General features: G+C 65.8%; 20 protein-coding genes. 3 read left to right on the top strand and 17 right to left on the bottom strand.

The features are described 5' to 3' along the window. Positions 1–223 precede the first annotated feature (223 nt). The 11 genes from ACUJ46_RS05460 to ACUJ46_RS05410 all read right to left on the bottom strand — a co-directional run bounded on the left by ACUJ46_RS05460 (position 224) and on the right by ACUJ46_RS05410 (position 8,743). Entirely contained in the window at positions 224–2,128 is a 1,905-nt protein-coding gene (locus tag ACUJ46_RS05460) for a potassium transporter Kup (protein WP_445389406.1), read from the bottom strand. Positions 2,129–2,303: 175 nt separating this feature from the next. Next, positions 2,304–2,930: a glutathione S-transferase family protein gene (locus ACUJ46_RS05455; protein WP_445389405.1), complete on the bottom strand. Its 627-nt coding sequence runs from the start codon at positions 2,928–2,930 to the stop codon at positions 2,304–2,306. Next, the gene (locus tag ACUJ46_RS05450; protein ID WP_445389404.1) at positions 2,927–3,544 is read right to left on the bottom strand and encodes a tetratricopeptide repeat protein; all 618 of its coding nucleotides are present in this window, start codon (positions 3,542–3,544) and stop codon (positions 2,927–2,929) included. Before ACUJ46_RS05450 ends, ACUJ46_RS05455 begins: the two co-directional genes overlap by 4 nt. Positions 3,545–3,552: 8 nt before the next feature. Further along, positions 3,553–3,948: a cytochrome c-type biogenesis protein gene (locus tag ACUJ46_RS05445; RefSeq protein WP_445389403.1), complete on the bottom strand. Its 396-nt coding sequence runs from the start codon at positions 3,946–3,948 to the stop codon at positions 3,553–3,555. Next, positions 3,945–4,478 carry a DsbE family thiol:disulfide interchange protein gene (locus ACUJ46_RS05440; protein WP_445389402.1) on the bottom strand — a complete coding sequence of 178 codons (534 nt, stop codon included), beginning with the start codon at positions 4,476–4,478 and terminating at the stop codon, positions 3,945–3,947. The genes ACUJ46_RS05445 and ACUJ46_RS05440 overlap by 4 nt, the downstream gene beginning before the upstream one ends. Beyond that, positions 4,475–6,424, bottom strand: coding sequence for a heme lyase CcmF/NrfE family subunit (locus ACUJ46_RS05435; protein ID WP_445389401.1), 1,950 nt, complete (start codon positions 6,422–6,424; stop codon positions 4,475–4,477). The genes ACUJ46_RS05440 and ACUJ46_RS05435 overlap by 4 nt, the downstream gene beginning before the upstream one ends. Then, the gene (ccmE, locus tag ACUJ46_RS05430; protein WP_445389400.1) at positions 6,421–6,891 is read right to left on the bottom strand and encodes a cytochrome c maturation protein CcmE; all 471 of its coding nucleotides are present in this window, start codon (positions 6,889–6,891) and stop codon (positions 6,421–6,423) included. The genes ACUJ46_RS05435 and ccmE overlap by 4 nt, the downstream gene beginning before the upstream one ends. Next, the gene (gene ccmD / locus ACUJ46_RS05425) at positions 6,888–7,022 is read right to left on the bottom strand and encodes a heme exporter protein CcmD (protein WP_445389399.1); all 135 of its coding nucleotides are present in this window, start codon (positions 7,020–7,022) and stop codon (positions 6,888–6,890) included. The genes ccmE and ccmD overlap by 4 nt, the downstream gene beginning before the upstream one ends. Beyond that, positions 7,022–7,744: a heme ABC transporter permease gene (locus ACUJ46_RS05420; RefSeq protein ID WP_445389545.1), complete on the bottom strand. Its 723-nt coding sequence runs from the start codon at positions 7,742–7,744 to the stop codon at positions 7,022–7,024. The genes ccmD and ACUJ46_RS05420 overlap by 1 nt, the downstream gene beginning before the upstream one ends. A 136-nt stretch (positions 7,745–7,880) precedes the next feature. Then, on the bottom strand, positions 7,881–8,549 hold the full coding sequence (gene ccmB, locus ACUJ46_RS05415; RefSeq protein ID WP_445389398.1) for a heme exporter protein CcmB: 669 nt from the start codon (positions 8,547–8,549) through the stop codon (positions 7,881–7,883). After that, on the bottom strand, positions 8,546–8,743 hold the full coding sequence (locus tag ACUJ46_RS05410; RefSeq protein ID WP_445389397.1) for a DUF1192 domain-containing protein: 198 nt from the start codon (positions 8,741–8,743) through the stop codon (positions 8,546–8,548). The genes ccmB and ACUJ46_RS05410 overlap by 4 nt, the downstream gene beginning before the upstream one ends. Before the next feature lie 75 nt (positions 8,744–8,818). Between ACUJ46_RS05410 and ACUJ46_RS05405 the strand changes: the two genes are divergently transcribed. From ACUJ46_RS05405 to ACUJ46_RS05395, 3 genes are all read left to right on the top strand, one after another. Further along, entirely contained in the window at positions 8,819–9,820 is a 1,002-nt protein-coding gene (locus ACUJ46_RS05405; protein WP_445389396.1) for an NAD(P)H-quinone oxidoreductase, read from the top strand. 111 nt (positions 9,821–9,931) lie between these two features. Beyond that, a complete protein-coding gene (locus tag ACUJ46_RS05400; protein WP_445389395.1) occupies positions 9,932–10,531 on the top strand; it encodes a PAP/fibrillin family protein in 600 nt (199 codons plus the stop codon). Positions 10,532–10,558: 27 nt separating this feature from the next. Continuing rightward, positions 10,559–11,356 (top strand): enoyl-CoA hydratase-related protein, encoded by a 798-nt coding sequence (locus ACUJ46_RS05395; protein ID WP_445389394.1) that lies wholly within the window; start codon positions 10,559–10,561, stop codon positions 11,354–11,356. Positions 11,357–11,463: 107 nt separating this feature from the next. Here ACUJ46_RS05395 and ACUJ46_RS05390 read toward each other — a convergent pair whose 3' ends face one another. The 6 genes from ACUJ46_RS05390 to ACUJ46_RS05365 form a co-directional block, all read right to left on the bottom strand. Beyond that, the gene (locus ACUJ46_RS05390) at positions 11,464–11,676 is read right to left on the bottom strand and encodes a DUF4170 domain-containing protein (protein WP_445389393.1); all 213 of its coding nucleotides are present in this window, start codon (positions 11,674–11,676) and stop codon (positions 11,464–11,466) included. 77 nt (positions 11,677–11,753) lie between these two features. Continuing rightward, complete coding sequence (locus tag ACUJ46_RS05385) at positions 11,754–12,347, bottom strand: gamma carbonic anhydrase family protein (RefSeq protein WP_445389392.1); 594 nt, start codon at positions 12,345–12,347, stop codon at positions 11,754–11,756. 9 nt (positions 12,348–12,356) lie between these two features. After that, complete coding sequence (locus tag ACUJ46_RS05380) at positions 12,357–12,998, bottom strand: MlaC/ttg2D family ABC transporter substrate-binding protein (protein WP_445389391.1); 642 nt, start codon at positions 12,996–12,998, stop codon at positions 12,357–12,359. 148 nt (positions 12,999–13,146) lie between these two features. Further along, positions 13,147–13,875: a hypothetical protein gene (locus tag ACUJ46_RS05375; RefSeq protein WP_445389390.1), complete on the bottom strand. Its 729-nt coding sequence runs from the start codon at positions 13,873–13,875 to the stop codon at positions 13,147–13,149. 13 nt (positions 13,876–13,888) lie between these two features. Next, complete coding sequence (locus ACUJ46_RS05370; protein WP_445389389.1) at positions 13,889–14,332, bottom strand: phage holin family protein; 444 nt, start codon at positions 14,330–14,332, stop codon at positions 13,889–13,891. A gap of 41 nt (positions 14,333–14,373) precedes the next feature. Continuing rightward, entirely contained in the window at positions 14,374–14,880 is a 507-nt protein-coding gene (locus tag ACUJ46_RS05365; RefSeq protein ID WP_445389388.1) for a hypothetical protein, read from the bottom strand. Positions 14,881–14,946: the final 66 nt, after the last annotated feature.

Below are 14,946 nucleotides of genomic sequence, written 5' to 3'. Positions count from 1 at the left end.
TCTTTTTTGCCTCCGCCCGAAGGGTGCAAGGCATGACAGCCCTATGCAGGACCGCATCACTGCCCTGCCCCGGGAATCACTGAAACAGACGCTTCGGATGGCACCAGCCATCACTGCTGGCGCTTGAGGCCGGGCATGTATCGCACATTCCGGCCGCAGCTTCCGAATAGCGGAAAGCACGGCGTGCCGGACATCGCCGCCAAGAGCCAGAGGCTGAGCGGCCTCAGATCTCGACCTGGCTTCCCAGTTCCACCACGCGGTTCGTCGGCAGCTTGAAGAACTCCATCGCCGATTCGGCGTTTCGCAGCATCCAGGCAAAGAGCTTTTCCCGCCACAGCGGCATTGCCGGCCGCTCGGATGGCAGAAGCGTCTGCCGTGCAAGGAAGAAGCTGGTGTCCATCATCCGGATATCCGGCCCGCAGGTGTTCACGGCCTTCAGGGCGCGCGGAACATCCGGCTGCTGCATGAAGCCGTAGCGCAGGATCAGGCGGTAGAAATTCGCCCCCAGGTCAAAAACCTCGACCCGGTCCGCATCCGAGATGAAGGGCACCTCGTCGATCACGATGGTGAGGATGAGAATGCGCTCGTGCAGCACCTTGTTGTGCTTCAGATTGTGCAGAAGCGCATGCGGAACACCATTGGAGGTGGAGGACAGGAAGACCGCCGTGCCCGGCACACGCGCCGCCGCACGGGAGGCGGACTTGATGAAGACCTCCATCGGCATGGCCGATTCCTTCAGCCGCTGCTGCATGAGGAAGCGCCCGCGCGCCCATGTGGTCAACAGGGTGAAGACCACCAGGCCTGCCAGCAGCGGGAACCAGCCGCCATCGGGGATCTTGGTGAGATTGGCCGTGAAATAGGCCCCGTCGATGATGAGGAAGGCGCCGATCAGCAGGTAGGACAGCCAGCGGTTCCATTTCCAGACCTGCGTGATGAGAATGCCGATCATCACGGTGGAAATCAGCATCGTGCCGGTGACGGAAATGCCATAGGCAGCGGCCAGGTTTGACGAACTGCCGAAGCCCAGCACCAGCAGGATCACCAGCACCAGCAGCACCCAGTTGATGAAGGGAATGTAGATCTGCCCCTCGGCCCGGGCCGACGTGTGCAGGATCTTCAGACGCGGCAGATAACCGAGCTGCACGGCCTGGCGCGTGATCGAGAAGGCCCCCGAAATCACCGCCTGCGAGGCAATGACCGTGGCGAGCGTGGCCAGCACCACCAGCGGAAGCCGGAGCTCCTCTGGCGCAAGCAGGAAGAAGGGATTGCGGATCGCCTCGGGGTTGCCCATCAGCATCGCGCCCTGCCCCAGATAGTTCAGCATCAGGGCGGGCAGCACAAGGGCCAGCCAGCCTATGCGGATGGGGTTGCGGCCGAAATGCCCCATGTCGGCATAGAGCGCCTCCGCGCCGGTGACGGCGAGGATCACGGATGAAAGCGCGAGGAACGCCAGCACCCCATCCGTCATGAAGAAGCGCACCGCATGATGCGGGGAAAGCGCCCAGAGGATATCCGGGTTCTGGAAGATGTTCACCAGCCCGAGGGTTGCCAGGGTCAGGAAATAGATCAGCGTGATCGGCCCGAAGAAGGCGCCGACACGGGCGGTTCCATAGCTCTGGATGAGGAACAGGCCGACGATGATTCCGATGGCGATGGGAATCACCAGCGGTTCGAGCGATGCCTCGACGACTGTCAGCCCCTCGACCGCCGAAAGGACGGAAATGGCCGGCGTGATGATGCTTTCGCCAAAGAACAGGGCCGTGGCGAAGATTCCGAGCACCACCACCCAGGGCGCCCAGCGCCGACCCTGCGAATGGCGGGTGAGGAGAGCCTGAAGGGCAATGGTGCCGCCCTCGCCGCGGTTGTCGGCCCTGAGGATGACGCCGACATATTTCAGCGTCACGACCAGCATCATGGTCCAGAAGATCAGGCTGATGATGCCGGTGATATGGTAATCGTCCACCGGAAGCGGATGCGGGCCGATGAAGGTTTCCCGCATCGCGTAGATGGGCGAGGTGCCGATATCCCCGAACACGACACCGATCGCGCCCATGACAAGCTTTGGCAAGCCGTCCTTGCCATGCTCGGCACGCAGGATCGCGGCATCCGCTGCCGGTGCGTCGCTCATGGCCTTTTTCCGGAAAGATTGCGAAGCTGCTGTATCACGCGTTCATCGCCAAGACGGCCCCGCATGGGGGTCGGACAGGCGCGGCCGCTAGCACCAAAGGGATGCATGGGCAACAGCACCCGGAAACAGGCTGGCCGAAGGCGCTCAGTTCCAATCCGGGCGTTGCCGGAAAGCATCAGGCAAACTGGTAAGGCCCGCCCGCATCGAGCGCCCGGCGATAGGCGGGCCGCGCCTGGAATCGCTGCACCCATGCGGCAATGGCAGGATAGGGCGCGATCAGGCCCCAGGCCCGCGCGGCTTCGCCCACCATGCTCATCTGGATGTCGGCGCCCGTGAGCGCATCGCCCACCAGCCACGCCCGGTCCTGCAGCATGCTGTCGATCCAGCCGAGATGCCGGGCCGTTTCGCTCTCGAGGCGCGGGGCAAGGGGCTCGGCGGCAGCGCCAAGGCGGCTTGTATAAAGTCTGAGCATCAGCGGAAGCATGGCCGACCCCTCGGCATAATGCAGCCACATGAGATAGCTGTCGCGATCCGGGCTGCCCTCGGGCGGGGCAAGCACGCCCTTGCCGTGGCGACGGACGAGGATGTCGACAATCGCACCCGATTCATGAAGCAGCGCGCCATCGGCTTCCACAAGGGGAGACTTGCCGAGCGGGTGCACGGCTTCCAGTTCGGGCGGTGCAAGATTGGTGACGGGATCGCGCTGGTAGCGGACGATCTCGTAGGGCAACGCCAGTTCCTCCAGCAGCCAGAGGATTCGCTGCGAACGGCTGTCGTTCAGATGGTGAATCCGGATCGTCATTCTGCTGCCCCTTCGCCCTGCATGCCGGCGCCGGCTTCCGGCCCAGTGCCTAGTGCGCCGGGTGCGCCGACCCCCATGCTGATCATCGTGCGGGCGGCATTCACCATGCGCTCCACACGGGGCCGCCATGGCGCGTCATCCGTGCTGCGCGCCAGCAGTCCTTCCCAGGCTTCCAGCGCCCGCGCGGGTTCGCCGGCCTGCAGCCAGGCGAGGCCGAGGAAATAGGCGGGCGCGGGGTGGTCGGGCTGCAGGCGGCTTGCGCGGTCGAAGGCAAGGCGGGCCGCCGGCACCACCTCCCCGTTGGCGTGGGCGACAAGGGCCACACCGGTCTGAACCCAAAGGTCAGCGTTGCCGGGAATCGCTTCTAGCCCGGATTGCAGGGCATAGACGGCGGTTTCCGTGCGCCCGGCACGGATCAGGGCATCGGAAAGCGTCAGCCATGCCCGCACGTCGCCGAAATTTTCCAGCAATTCCCGGGATGCCTTCTCGGCCTCCGGTGTAAGGCGCGGGTCCGTTTCAGCCTGCGGCACCGGTTGCGAGGGCATGCCGGGATGGCCGGTCATGAGGTAGCCGCCAAGCCCGGCGGCAAGCGCCAGAGCTGCGGAAAGGGGCACGCGCCACATCATCGCCTGATCCTTCGCGCCAGCAGGACAAGGCCGATGGCCAGAAACAGCAGCGGCGCCGCCCAGAGGAGCATGGTGTCACCCCGTGCAGGCGGCGAAAAGCTCACCCAGTCGCCATAGCGCTCGATGAACCAGCGGCGGATCGCTTCCGGCTTTTCACCCGCCGCGATACGCTCGCGAACCTCGACCCGCATGGTCTGTGCCTGCGGGGCATTGGAATCGGCGATGGACTGGTTCTGGCAGGTCAGGCAGCGGAGTTCGGCCATCAGGGCGCGCGCCCGCGCCTCTGCTGCCGGATCCTCCAGGGGTTTCTCGTCGAGGTCGATCTGGGCGACGGCCGGGAAGGGTTGCGCACACAGGATCGCCAGCGCCATCAGCATGGCCCGCCAGATCATCGCGCCTTCTCCAGTTCGGCCAGAAGCTGCGGAACATGCTCGGCCCGCACCTCCCCCAGATGCTGGAAGCGGACGATACCCTGCCGGTCCACGACATAGGTTTCGGGAACGCCGGATGCACCGAAAGCCAGCATCAGCCGGCCGGCCGGATCCATGCCGATGCGGGCATAGGGGTTGCCGTGGCGCTGAAGGAAGGCGGCGGTCGCCTCGGGCGTGTCGCGCGTGGAAATGCCGATGAGGGTCGCGCCGCGATCGGCAAGCGCCTGCAGTTGCGGCGCCTCGACCGCGCAGGGCAGGCACCAGCTGGCGAAGATGTTCACCAGAACCGGCCCCTCGGCAAAAGCGGCGTTGGACACCCCTTGCCCGCCTTCGAAACTGTCCAGAGCGAAAGCCGGCACGGGTTTCCCGATCATCCGGCTCTCGACGACGACCTGCGTCGGCTTGCCGAGGTTGCCGGCCATCAGCCACACCAGACCGGCGAAGAGCAGGAGCGGCAGGAGCCAGAGGACACGCGTGGTCCAGCCTTTCACGCCGGTTCTCCGCGCGGTGCGGCATCGGCAATCGGCGCGCGGCTGCGGGAGCGGCGCGGCAGGCGCGCGCGAACGGCACCACCCAGCGCCACCATGGCGCCCAGCGACATCAGCACACCACCCCACCAGATCAGCTGCACCAGCGGCTTGACCCACAGATGCACCTGCCAGCGACCGGTACCATCGGGCTTTCCGATCACGGCATAGGCCTCGCCAAACCACCAGCCCGCACGCCCGGCTTCGGTCGTTTCCTGCGGGGGGGCCACGAACATGCGGGACTGCGGCCTGACAATGCCGACAAGCCGGTCATTGCGCTTCACTTCCAGCGCCGCCTCGATCGCGGTCCAGTTGGGGCCGGCCACGGGGCGCACATCCAGAAGCTCGGCCCGCCACGGGCCCATCTCGATCGCATCCCCGACGCGGATCGAAACCAGCGCCTCGCGCTGGAGTGCGCCGGAAGCCGTCGCCCCGAGGATCGACACAGCGACCCCCAGATGTGCAAGCGCCATGCCGGCGGCATTCAAGGTCAGGCCGCGGCGCATGAGGATGGCGATACTGGCGACACCAAGCCAGGCCGCCGCGCCAAAGCCCAGCAACGCGCCCAGCCCGCGCACGCCAAACACAAGCAAAGCCACGACAACAACGATGGCCGCAGCCACGGCAGCGGGCATCAGCCGCGACGCCAGGTGCCCGGTTGCGCTGCGCCGCCAGCCAAGGAAGGGCGCAACCGCCATCAGCGCCGCCATTGCCAGGATCATGGGAACGACGGTGCGGTTGAAATAGGGCGGGCCGACCGAAATCTGCGCACCGCCCATGGCCTCAAGCGCCATCGGGTAAAGGGTGCCCACGAACACCACGCCAAGCACGGCGGAAAAGAGCAGATTGTTGACGACGAGCGCCGATTCCCGGCTGACGGGCGCGAACTGCCGCCCTTCCGCCACCCGGCCTGCCGCTGCGGCATAGATGAGAAGCGCGCCACCAATATAGAGTGCCATCAGCACCATGAGGAAGAAGCCGCGCGTGGGATCGACCGCGAAGGCATGGACGGACGTGAGAAGGCCCGAGCGCACGATGAAGGTGCCCATCATCGACAGCGAAAAGGCCGCGACCGCCAGCAGCAGGGTCCAGGCGCGAAGCGCATCGCGCTTCATCACCACGGCAATGGAATGGAGAAGTGCAGTGGCCGCCAGCCATGGCATCAGGGCCGCATTCTCGACCGGATCCCAGAACCACCAGCCGCCCCAGCCCAGTTCATAATAGGCCCAGTAGCTGCCAAGGGCGATGCCCAGCGTGAGAAGCGCCCAGGCTGCCGCGACCCACGGCCGTGTTGCCCGCGCCCATGCCGGGCCGATGCGGTCTTCGAGCATGCCGCCGACCGCGAAGGCAAAGGCGACCGACAGGCCGACATAGCCGGCATAGAGAAGCGGCGGATGGAAGGCGAGGCCCGGATCCTGCAGCAGCGGGTTCAGGCCCTGCCCTTCGGTTGGCGCGGGCGAAAGCCGTTCGAACGGGTTGGAGGCAAGAAGCAGGAAGGCGAAGAATCCCAGCGCCACCAGCCCCTGGATGCTGAGCACGCGCGCCCGGAAACGCTGCCCGAGCGTTGCCGGCGCCAGCGCGACCCCGGCGCCCGCCAGCGCCATCACCAGAACCCAGAGCAGCAGCGAGCCTTCGTGGTTGGCCCACACGCCAGTGTAGAGATAGAGAAGCGGCTTCATGCTGTGGCTGTTGGTTGCCACCAGCTTCACCGAGAAATCGGAAACCACGAACGCCCAGGTCAGCGCCACAAAGGCCAGCAGGGTGAAAATGCCCTGGGCAACAGCCGCCGGCACCGCCACCCAGACGAGATCATCCTGGTTGCGCCACAGGCCGATGCTGGGCGCCAGTGCCTGCAGAAGCGCCGCCGCAGCCGCCAGCCAGAGCAGGAAATGGCCGAGTTCGGGGATCATGCGCCGCCCTGCTTCTGCGGGTGGCCGGGGGCACGCTCCAGCGCCTTGGCCACTTCGGGCGGCATGTAATTTTCATCATGCTTGGCGAGCAGTTCGCGGGCCTGGAAATGGCCAACGGCATCGAAGCTTCCGGTCGCGATCACGCCCTGCCCTTCGCGGAACAGGTCCGGCACGAGGCCACGATAGGAAACGGGCGTATCGGCTGCCGTGTCGGTCACGACAAACTCCAGGACGAGCCCATCGCCCGACCGGCTTACAGAGCCCGGCTTCACCAGCCCGCCCAGCCGGATGGTCTGACCGGGTGCGGGCGGGTCTGCGGCGATGTCGGACGGGGCCTTGAAATAGGCGGCCGTATCCTGGAGGGCGAGGGCCGCGATGATGCCCGCAACGGCAAGCGCCACGATGGCGGCAAGCGCCAGCATCAGCCGCTGCCGCTTCGGTTTCTGGCGTGTCGGATTGGCGGTCATTGCCTGTCGTCTCCGTTGGCCGCGCGCTCGGCCCGGCGCATCCTGCGCCATGAGATCAGCAGGAAACCGCCGATCCCCGCCAGCGTGACCAGGTAGGAAAGAAGGATGAAGGGAAGATGCGGAAGGCTCATCAGCCTGCCCTCGCAGCACGCCGCAGGGCGCGCATCTCGATCCGCTGCTCGGCAATCAGCGCCCGCATGCGGATAAGGACGATTGCGGCAAAAAGCATCAGGAAACCGCCGGCCGAAAGCAGCAGCGGGGTGAGCATGTCGGGGTGGATCGAACTGCCGGAAAGCCGGATGGAGGCCGGCTGGTGCAGGGTGTTCCACCATTCCACGCTGAACTTGATGATGGGAAGGTTGATCGTGCCGACAATGGCCAGAAGCCCGGCCATCTTAAGGCCGCGCGCCCTGTCTTCGTGCAGATGAATGAGAGCCATGACACCGAGGTACAGCAAAAAGAGCACAAGCATGGAGGTAAGCCTGCCGTCCCAGCGCCAGTAGGTGCCCCAGGTGGGCTTGCCCCAGAGTGAGCCGGTGATGAGGCAGATGGCGGCATAAGTCGCCCCCACGGGCGCGATTGCGCGCACCGAAAGGCTGGCCAGCGGATGCCGCCACACAAAGGCGACGAGCGCCGCAATCGCCATGCCGAGATAGCCGCCAAGCGACATCCATGCAGCCGGCACATGCACATACATGATGCGCACGCTTTCGCCCTGCAGATAATCGGGCGGCGCCAGGAAGAGGCCGATGCCAAGGCCGGCGCCGGCGAGGCCAAGCCCGGCAAGCAGCAGCCAGGGCGTGAATGCCGAAGCAAAGCGCTGGAAGCGCAATGGGTTGGCAAGCGCGTGAATGTCTACAGAAGCCATGTCGCCGGCTCCCTAGCACGGGCTTGGCCCGGCTTACAGCCCTTCAGCATGCCGCAGGCCTGCCATTGCGCGAATTCAGAACCCCGGAAGCGCCCGGCCCATCTGGCTGGCGCTGCTGCTGTCAGGCGCGCCCAGCCCGGATGGCCATGCCGGCGGCAAATGGCGCGATGGCGGCCAGCATCAGGGCGGATGCGATGCACAGGCCAAGCGCCCCCGGTTCGGCCGGGCTGGAGCCGAACAGAAGCATGGGAATGGCAAGCGGTATCACCAGAAGCGCCACCAGCCCGCCCCCGCCCCTTGCGCCAAGGGTGACGCTGGCGGCAACGACGGCCAGCGCCGAAAGGCCGAGGGCGCCGGCGGCAAGCCCGGCCATCAGACGCCCGATGAGCGCCATGTCGAGGTTGAGCATGACAGCGGCGATGGGCGCCGAAAACAGCAGCGGCAAGCCGAAGCCTGCCCACAGGGCCAGCATACGTGCCGCTGCCAGCGTTTCCGTGGCGATCCCCCGCACCATCAGCTGGTCGATCGTGCCGTCCGCCGCATCGAGGGCGAACAGGGTCGAGACCGGCATCAGGCTGGCGAGAAGCGCCCCGACCCAGAGGATGCCGGGGGCAAGCCTTGCCAGAAGCTCCGGATCCGGTCCGATGGCGAAGGGAAGCAGGATGGCGACGAGCAGGAAGAAGGCAAGCGGCATCAGCCATTCGCCGGGACGCCCGGCCATCAGCTCGACATCGCGCCGGACAAGACGGCCGAAGGGCGCTGCGGGCTGGCTGCTTGCAGGCTGGCTCATTTGCGGAAGAGGCTGTCCGCCGCCGAGCGGAAGGCGCTGGCGGAATCGCGCCGGGCCTTGCAGCGCGCGATCTCTGCTTCGAGAGCCGCCACGCGGGCGTCCAGTTCGTCGACGCTCAGCCGGTCGAGATCCTCGCGCAGAAGCTGGGCGAGCGGGCTTTGCGGGCGGGCGGAAAGCAGATCTTCCATGTCCATCGGCAGCTCCTCTGGCGAACATCTTTGTGGATCCGCGTCTTGCACTTTTCGGCCCGGCACAGCAACGCTTGGGGCATGACCAACCTTCCTTCCATCATGCGCGCGATCGACCCTGAAAAACCCGGCGGCCCCGATGTCCTGCGGGTGGTGGAGCGCCCCGTGCCTGCGCCCGGCCCTGGCGAGGTGCTGATCCGGGTGCATGCGGCCGGCGTCAACCGGCCGGACGTGCTGCAGCGCATGGGTAATTATCCGATGCCGCCGGGCGCGCCGTCCATCCTGGGGCTTGAGGCGGCCGGCACCGTCGTCGCGCTGGGTGAAGGCGTGGAAATCCTCGCCACCGGCGCCCCCGTCACGGCCCTTGTCGCCGGCGGCGCCTATGCCGATTATGTCGTGGCGCCCGCCGCCCAGTGCCTGCCGGTTCCGCCCGGAATGCGCTTCGACGAGGCCGCGACCCTGCCCGAAACCTGGTTCACCGTCTGGTCGAACCTTGTCGATCAGGCAGAGGTGAAAGCCGGGGAGACGGTGCTCGTCCATGGCGGCACATCCGGCATCGGCGTGACGGCGATCGACCTTGCGAAGATACTCGGCTTTACCGTCATCGTGACCTGCGGCACCGACGCGAAATGCGCCGCGGCCCGCGCGCTTGGGGCCACACACGCCCTCAATTACAACAGCGGCGATTTCGCCCCGCATGTGCGCGAACTGACAGGCGGGCGCGGCGTCGACATCGTCCTCGACATGGTTGGCGGCGATTATGTGCCGCGCAACCTCGCCTGCCTGGCCGTCGGCGGCCGCCATGTCTCCATCGCCTTCCAGAAAGGCGGACGCGCTGAGCTCGACATCGGGCTGGTGATGCGCAAGCGGCTCTGGCTCACCGGCTCGATGCTGCGGCCGCGCAGCATCGAGGACAAGGGCGCCATCGCCAAAGCCCTTGCCGCAACCGTCTGGCCGCGATTCGCCGATGGCACGCTTTCTGCCCGCCTCGACCGGACCTTCCCGCTGGAACAGGCAGACGATGCCCACCGGCTGATGGAATCCGGCGGGCATGTCGGCAAGATCGCGCTATCGATCGCCTGAAGCCTGCTGGGAAGACCGGCCTGAAAGACTGCCATCCGTGGCATCCGGAGCGGTCGACCCTCCACCGACCGTCAGGTTGACTTCGACGCGCCAAACCGGCCCTTTGCCCTGATGCGTAATGCTTCCGACATAAAACAGGAACTTGCCGCCCTCGGGGCGGCCACCGAAGTCGGCTTCCGGGAAGGTCCGGGCCAGGTCAGTCGCATCCGCGAACTGGCCGCGGAGCTCGAGGCCATGAACCCGACGCCGGAACCCGCGCGCGCGGCGAGCCTGCTGCGCGGGCGCTGGCGCCTTCTCTATTCGAACCTCGGGCTGCAGCGGCGCACCAGCATGGCGCATCTCAGCTACAACATCCTGCCGAACACGCCGATCGAGGTGATCGAGCTCTATAACGAGATCGACCCGGCAACCGGCCATTATGACAATGTCATCCACTTCCTGAACGAGGATGGCACCCCCGGCACGCAGGTCCTGGCCGGCCAGTATGAAGCCGAGGATGACAACCACCTCGACGTGCGCTTCAGCGAGGCCATCGTCACCGGGCCGGCAGCCCCCGTCCGCCTGCAGGCCAATGGCCCGCGCGAAGCCGCCGGCAAGACCGAGATCACCTACCTCGACGATGGTTTCCGGCTCGCGCGCGGGCCGCACGGCAGCCTCTACATCCTCGAACGGCTCGACCCGACCCCGATACGCTGGTCGCGCGAGCCCTGATCCCGTTCAACTTCCGGAGAAGAAGACATGACTGACAAGCCTGAATCCGTTGGCCGCGAAGTTCTCTTCGAAGTCGTCGAAGGCCATATCGGCGTCGTGCGGCTGAACCGCCCTGACAGGCGCAATGCCGTCAATGGCGATGTCGCGGCAGCGATGGACTGGATCGTGAAGAGGACCGAAGCCGACCCTGATATCCGGGTCGTCATCCTCGCCTCCTCTTCCGATGCGGCCTTCTGCGCCGGCGCCGACCTGTCGGAAATCTCGAAGGGCCGTGGCCATCTTCTGAGCACGCCCGATGGCGGCTTCGGTGGCCTTGCCACGGCGAAGCGCGAAAAGCCCTGGATCGCGGCCGTCAACAATCACGCCCTTGCCGGCGGCTGCGAACTGGCCCTTTCCTGCGACATGATCGTGGCGGCCGAAGGCGCGAGCTTCGGTCTGCCGGAAGTCAAGCGCGGCCTCTATGCCGGCGCCGGCGGCGTCTTCCGCCTGACCCGCCGCCTGCCCGCCGCCATCGCCTATGAACTGGTGGCCACCGGTGACCCGATCGGCGCCCCGCGCGCCCATGCGCTCGGCCTCGTCAACAGGCTGGTTCCGGTGGACAAGGTTCTCGACGAGGCCATCGCGCTCGCCAAGGCCATCAGCGTCAATGCGCCGCTCAGCGTCCGCGAGAGCCTCAAGGTCGCGCGGATGAGCTTCGACATGCCCGAATCGGAGCTGTGGAAGATCAGCAACCAGACCTCGGCCGTCGTCTTCTCGAGCGAGGATGCGAAGGAAGGCCCTGTGGCGTTCCTCGAAAAGCGCGCGCCTGTCTGGAAGGGCCGCTGAGGCCTCGACAAAGCCATTTGCCGGCACCGGCCTGACCGGTGCCGCGCAAGGCCTGCTCCACGGAATGAAAAAGGCCCGGTCTCCGTCGGGAAGACCGGGCCTTTCAATTATTCCTGCGGCTCCAGAAGCTTGTGCAGGTGGACCACCACATATTTCATGGAGGCGTCATCCACCGTGCGCTGCGCTTCCGCGCGCCACGCCGATTCCGCAGCATCATAATCGGGGAAAATGCCCACGACATGAAGGGCGGCGGGATCTTCGAAATCGAGGCCGCGCGGATCCTTGACCCGGCCCCCGAACACCAGATGCAGTTTGCTCATGCCGCGCGCCTATACGAACAGGGAGGTTCCGCCAAGATGTCTGCCGCAGGAAATTCTTCGCCGCGGCAGGGGCGAGATCAGGCCTGGCTTTCGGCCTGAAGCGCCTCGAACTCCCGGGTGAGGCGCGCCACCGTCTCCTTCGCCCAGGCTTCGAAATCCGGCCCTTCCCAGGCGCGATGGTCCCCACGCGCATAGGCAAGGGCATTGCGATGATAGACCAGCGCATTCATGCGGTTGGCGATCCAGCTGTTGTGCATGCGGATCACCCTGGCAGGCGAGCCGACAACGATGGAATTGGGCGGCACGATGGTGCCATCCTTCACATAGGCATGCTGGCCAACGATTGAATTGTCACCGATGACGGAACCGCCATAGACGGTGGCATTGATGCCGATCAGCACATTGTTGCCGATGGTGCTGCCGTGAATGGTGGCATGGTGGGTGATCGAACAATGCGAGCCGATCACCACCGGCTGGCCGGGATCCGTGTGGATCATCACGAAATCCTGGATGTTCGTATAGGCGCCGACCTCGACATGCGCCGCTTCCGAGCGAATCACGACGTTGCACCAGATGGAACTGCCTTCGCCCGCCGTCACCTTTCCGTAAATGGCGGCGGAAGGATGCACAAAGGCTGCGCGCGACAGATCGACGAGGGCGGATTCCATCATGGCTCGAGCCTATTTCGGCTTGCGCATGAAGTCCACGAGCGCATCGAAACCATTGCGCTCGATATAGGCATTGAAGTCCGCTTCCTGGGTCAGCGCGACATTCACACCATTGACGGTGATGTTCGCCACCAGGGGCTTCAGCCCCGATTTCACCTGCCAGATGGCATCGATGGGCTTGCCGCCCTTCGGATCGGTGATCCGCGTATAGACATCGACATCGCCGCGATTGCCGCGCGGAGCGGTCCTGACAACCGTCACCTTCGCTGTCGCGAAATCATAGAGCCGGTCGGAATAGGTGTTCACGAGGAAGTCCGGCAGGGCCTTGCGATAGGCTTCGAGCTGCGCGGGCGTCAGCTTGATGGGGCTTCCTGGCGCGCGATACCGGCGGATCAGGCGCATGCCTGTCTCGTCGATGGTGAAATTGTTCCGAAGCAGGGTCCGGAAACGGTCGCGCGCGTCATCCTTCGAAAGGCTTTTGTCCTCAAGGACAGCAAAGGCCTGCCCGGCCAGCCGGTCGATGAACTGGCCGGCTGCCTGTTGCTGCGCCGCAGTTGCCGGCGCCTGCTGGGCCATGGCGGGCGCAACGCCCGCAACGGACGACATGGCGATGGCGGCGGTTCCGAGCAGGATAGCGGTGGCTAGCGTCTTCAAGTGGTGCTCCAGTCTGTTCCGGCCCGGCTGGGATGATTCGGGCCAGTGGCCGGAATGCGCGGGCAAAATGATTTCATGGCAACAACTTGCCATAGAATCGCTTGCGAGAAGCTGAACGGCGCGGCCATGCCGCGCCGCGCCGTGCAAGTCAGCCGCGCCGGCGGCCGGAAGGAAGGAGCGCGCCGATCAGTGCACCGGCGGCAAGCGCCGCAACGACGACGGTTGCCGGATGTTCAGCGGGCTGCCGCCCTGCCCAGCGGCTGGCATCGCCAGCGGCGTCCCGTGCCTTTTCCGCAGCCTCGAATGCTGCGGCGGCAGCTTCCGCGGCCTTTTCCCGCGCAACATCGGCTGCATGCTGGGCGCGCTCGCGCGCATCCTCGGCCAGATCGGCTGCGCGGGCGCGGGCCAGGCCATAGGCTTCGCCAGCCTTCTCGCCCAGATGCCCCGCATCGCCCTTCACCTTGCCCCAGGCGTCCGCAGCCCGGGCCTTCATGCCATTTTCGCCATCCTCGGCCATCCAAGGTTCCTCCATGCCATAGGCCGCATAAAGCGGCACGGTCTTCCTGCGTGTCATCATCCACATCCCCACAGCGGCAGCCATGGCAACGGCAGCGCCGGTGCCGAGATATTTCCGGTTGGCGCCTGCCCACGACATGCTGTCCTGAACCAGGTCCTCGACAAGGCGGATTGCCTCGTCCGTCACGCGGTCCACTTCGCTCCAGGCTGCATTCTTCACGCGATCAACCCCTTCGTTCCAAAGGTTCCGCGGCTTCAGCCGCTCAACCAAAACCGGCAAATTGCTTTCGAGCCTGGCCCGGCGAGCCTGGGCCTGCGCGTCCAGTTCCTCGATCCTGTCCTGCAGCCTTTCAGATGCCACCAAACCCTCCCTGTCATTTGCCACGCGGCTCGGAATCGGACTTGCCGCGCAGCCCGCCAAGTCGCTGCAGGTCGCCCCGGATGCGGGCGATGCTGCGTTGCGGCAACAGGGGCTGCGACGCGATTCTGCTCCTGCCCAGGGCCATCAGCAGCACAGCCGCAAGGGCAGACACAAAAGCGATCGCAAGCAGGGACCACAGCAGACCGATCAGCGCGGCAAGCGCGACTACGGCAGCCACGGCAAGAAAGACAATCGCAACCGAAAGCAGCAAAATGCCGATTGCAACCATGGCTGCCCCGCCACCGATGACGCGGGCGTTCCGCCCGGCCTCGGCACGCGCCATCTGCGCCTGCGATTCGATCAGCCCGCGGGCATCGGCAAGCGCATCGCCAAGGGCCGCAAACAGCGGTTGCGGGGAAGCAGGGCCATCAGCCCCGCTCCTTTCCGCATCCGGCATGTCTTGCCGCGAACCGGCCTGGCTGTCGGACAGCATCGGGTTCAGGCTTCGTCGCTGCCCGAACCGCCCTTCAGATACCGCGCGAGCGCAAAGCCGACGAGCGCTGCCGCACCGACGACAAGTGCCGGATTCTCGCGAACCACGGTGCGCGCATCATCGGCGATTTCGGCCACATCCTTGGCCTTCATCCGGCTTGAAAAACGCTCCACGCCTTGCGCGACCTTGCGCGCATAGTCGGCGGCAATGGCGTTGTTGCCGCCCTTGCCCTCATCGATCTTGCCAGCAATCTGGCGGGCGGCCTCGGCCAGGCCATCCAGCGCATCGCACGCCATATCCTTTCCGGAAGATGCCGCATGACGGGCGCCCTCCCCGGCCTTCGACGCGATTTCCGAGACTTCGTCCTTCATCTCCACGATGACCTCCTCGGCCTTTTCCCTGGCGCGAGCAGCGCGTCCGGACGCCTTTGCCGTGACATCCTCGGCAACATCGCCTGCATTCTTCGCGACGTCATCCGCAAGGTCGGTGATGGTCCTGCTGTTCTCGTCCATCGTCGGTCCCTTTCCCAATGGCCCGGCCGGGCCGTTGCCCATAGCTGTCAACTTAGGATGCCCCTT

Source organism: Sandaracinobacteroides sp. A072 (assembly GCF_052616365.1).
The sequence above is the reverse complement of the archived record's forward strand: the minus strand, read 5'-3'. Positions and strand labels throughout refer to the sequence as shown.

What these genes read in the sequence shown, in the direction of transcription:
- ACUJ46_RS05460 (WP_445389406.1), bottom strand. Translation starts at nt 2,128, where the DNA reads ATGAGCGACGCACCGGCAGCGGATGCCGCGATCCTGCGTGCCGAGCAT.
- ACUJ46_RS05455 (WP_445389405.1), bottom strand. Translation starts at nt 2,930, where the DNA reads ATGACGATCCGGATTCACCATCTGAACGACAGCCGTTCGCAGCGAATC.
- ACUJ46_RS05445 (WP_445389403.1), bottom strand. Translation starts at nt 3,948, where the DNA reads ATGATCTGGCGGGCCATGCTGATGGCGCTGGCGATCCTGTGTGCGCAA.
- ACUJ46_RS05435 (WP_445389401.1), bottom strand. Translation starts at nt 6,424, where the DNA reads ATGATCCCCGAACTCGGCCATTTCCTGCTCTGGCTGGCGGCTGCGGCG.
- ccmE (WP_445389400.1), bottom strand. Translation starts at nt 6,891, where the DNA reads ATGACCGCCAATCCGACACGCCAGAAACCGAAGCGGCAGCGGCTGATG.
- ccmD (WP_445389399.1), bottom strand. Translation starts at nt 7,022, where the DNA reads ATGAGCCTTCCGCATCTTCCCTTCATCCTTCTTTCCTACCTGGTCACG.
- ccmB (WP_445389398.1), bottom strand. Translation starts at nt 8,549, where the DNA reads ATGAGCCAGCCTGCAAGCAGCCAGCCCGCAGCGCCCTTCGGCCGTCTT.
- ACUJ46_RS05410 (WP_445389397.1), bottom strand. Translation starts at nt 8,743, where the DNA reads ATGGACATGGAAGATCTGCTTTCCGCCCGCCCGCAAAGCCCGCTCGCC.
- ACUJ46_RS05405 (WP_445389396.1), top strand. Translation starts at nt 8,819, where the DNA reads ATGACCAACCTTCCTTCCATCATGCGCGCGATCGACCCTGAAAAACCC.
- ACUJ46_RS05400 (WP_445389395.1), top strand. Translation starts at nt 9,932, where the DNA reads ATGCGTAATGCTTCCGACATAAAACAGGAACTTGCCGCCCTCGGGGCG.
- ACUJ46_RS05395 (WP_445389394.1), top strand. Translation starts at nt 10,559, where the DNA reads ATGACTGACAAGCCTGAATCCGTTGGCCGCGAAGTTCTCTTCGAAGTC.
- ACUJ46_RS05390 (WP_445389393.1), bottom strand. Translation starts at nt 11,676, where the DNA reads ATGAGCAAACTGCATCTGGTGTTCGGGGGCCGGGTCAAGGATCCGCGC.
- ACUJ46_RS05385 (WP_445389392.1), bottom strand. Translation starts at nt 12,347, where the DNA reads ATGATGGAATCCGCCCTCGTCGATCTGTCGCGCGCAGCCTTTGTGCAT.
- ACUJ46_RS05370 (WP_445389389.1), bottom strand. Translation starts at nt 14,332, where the DNA reads ATGCCGGATGCGGAAAGGAGCGGGGCTGATGGCCCTGCTTCCCCGCAA.
- ACUJ46_RS05365 (WP_445389388.1), bottom strand. Translation starts at nt 14,880, where the DNA reads ATGGACGAGAACAGCAGGACCATCACCGACCTTGCGGATGACGTCGCG.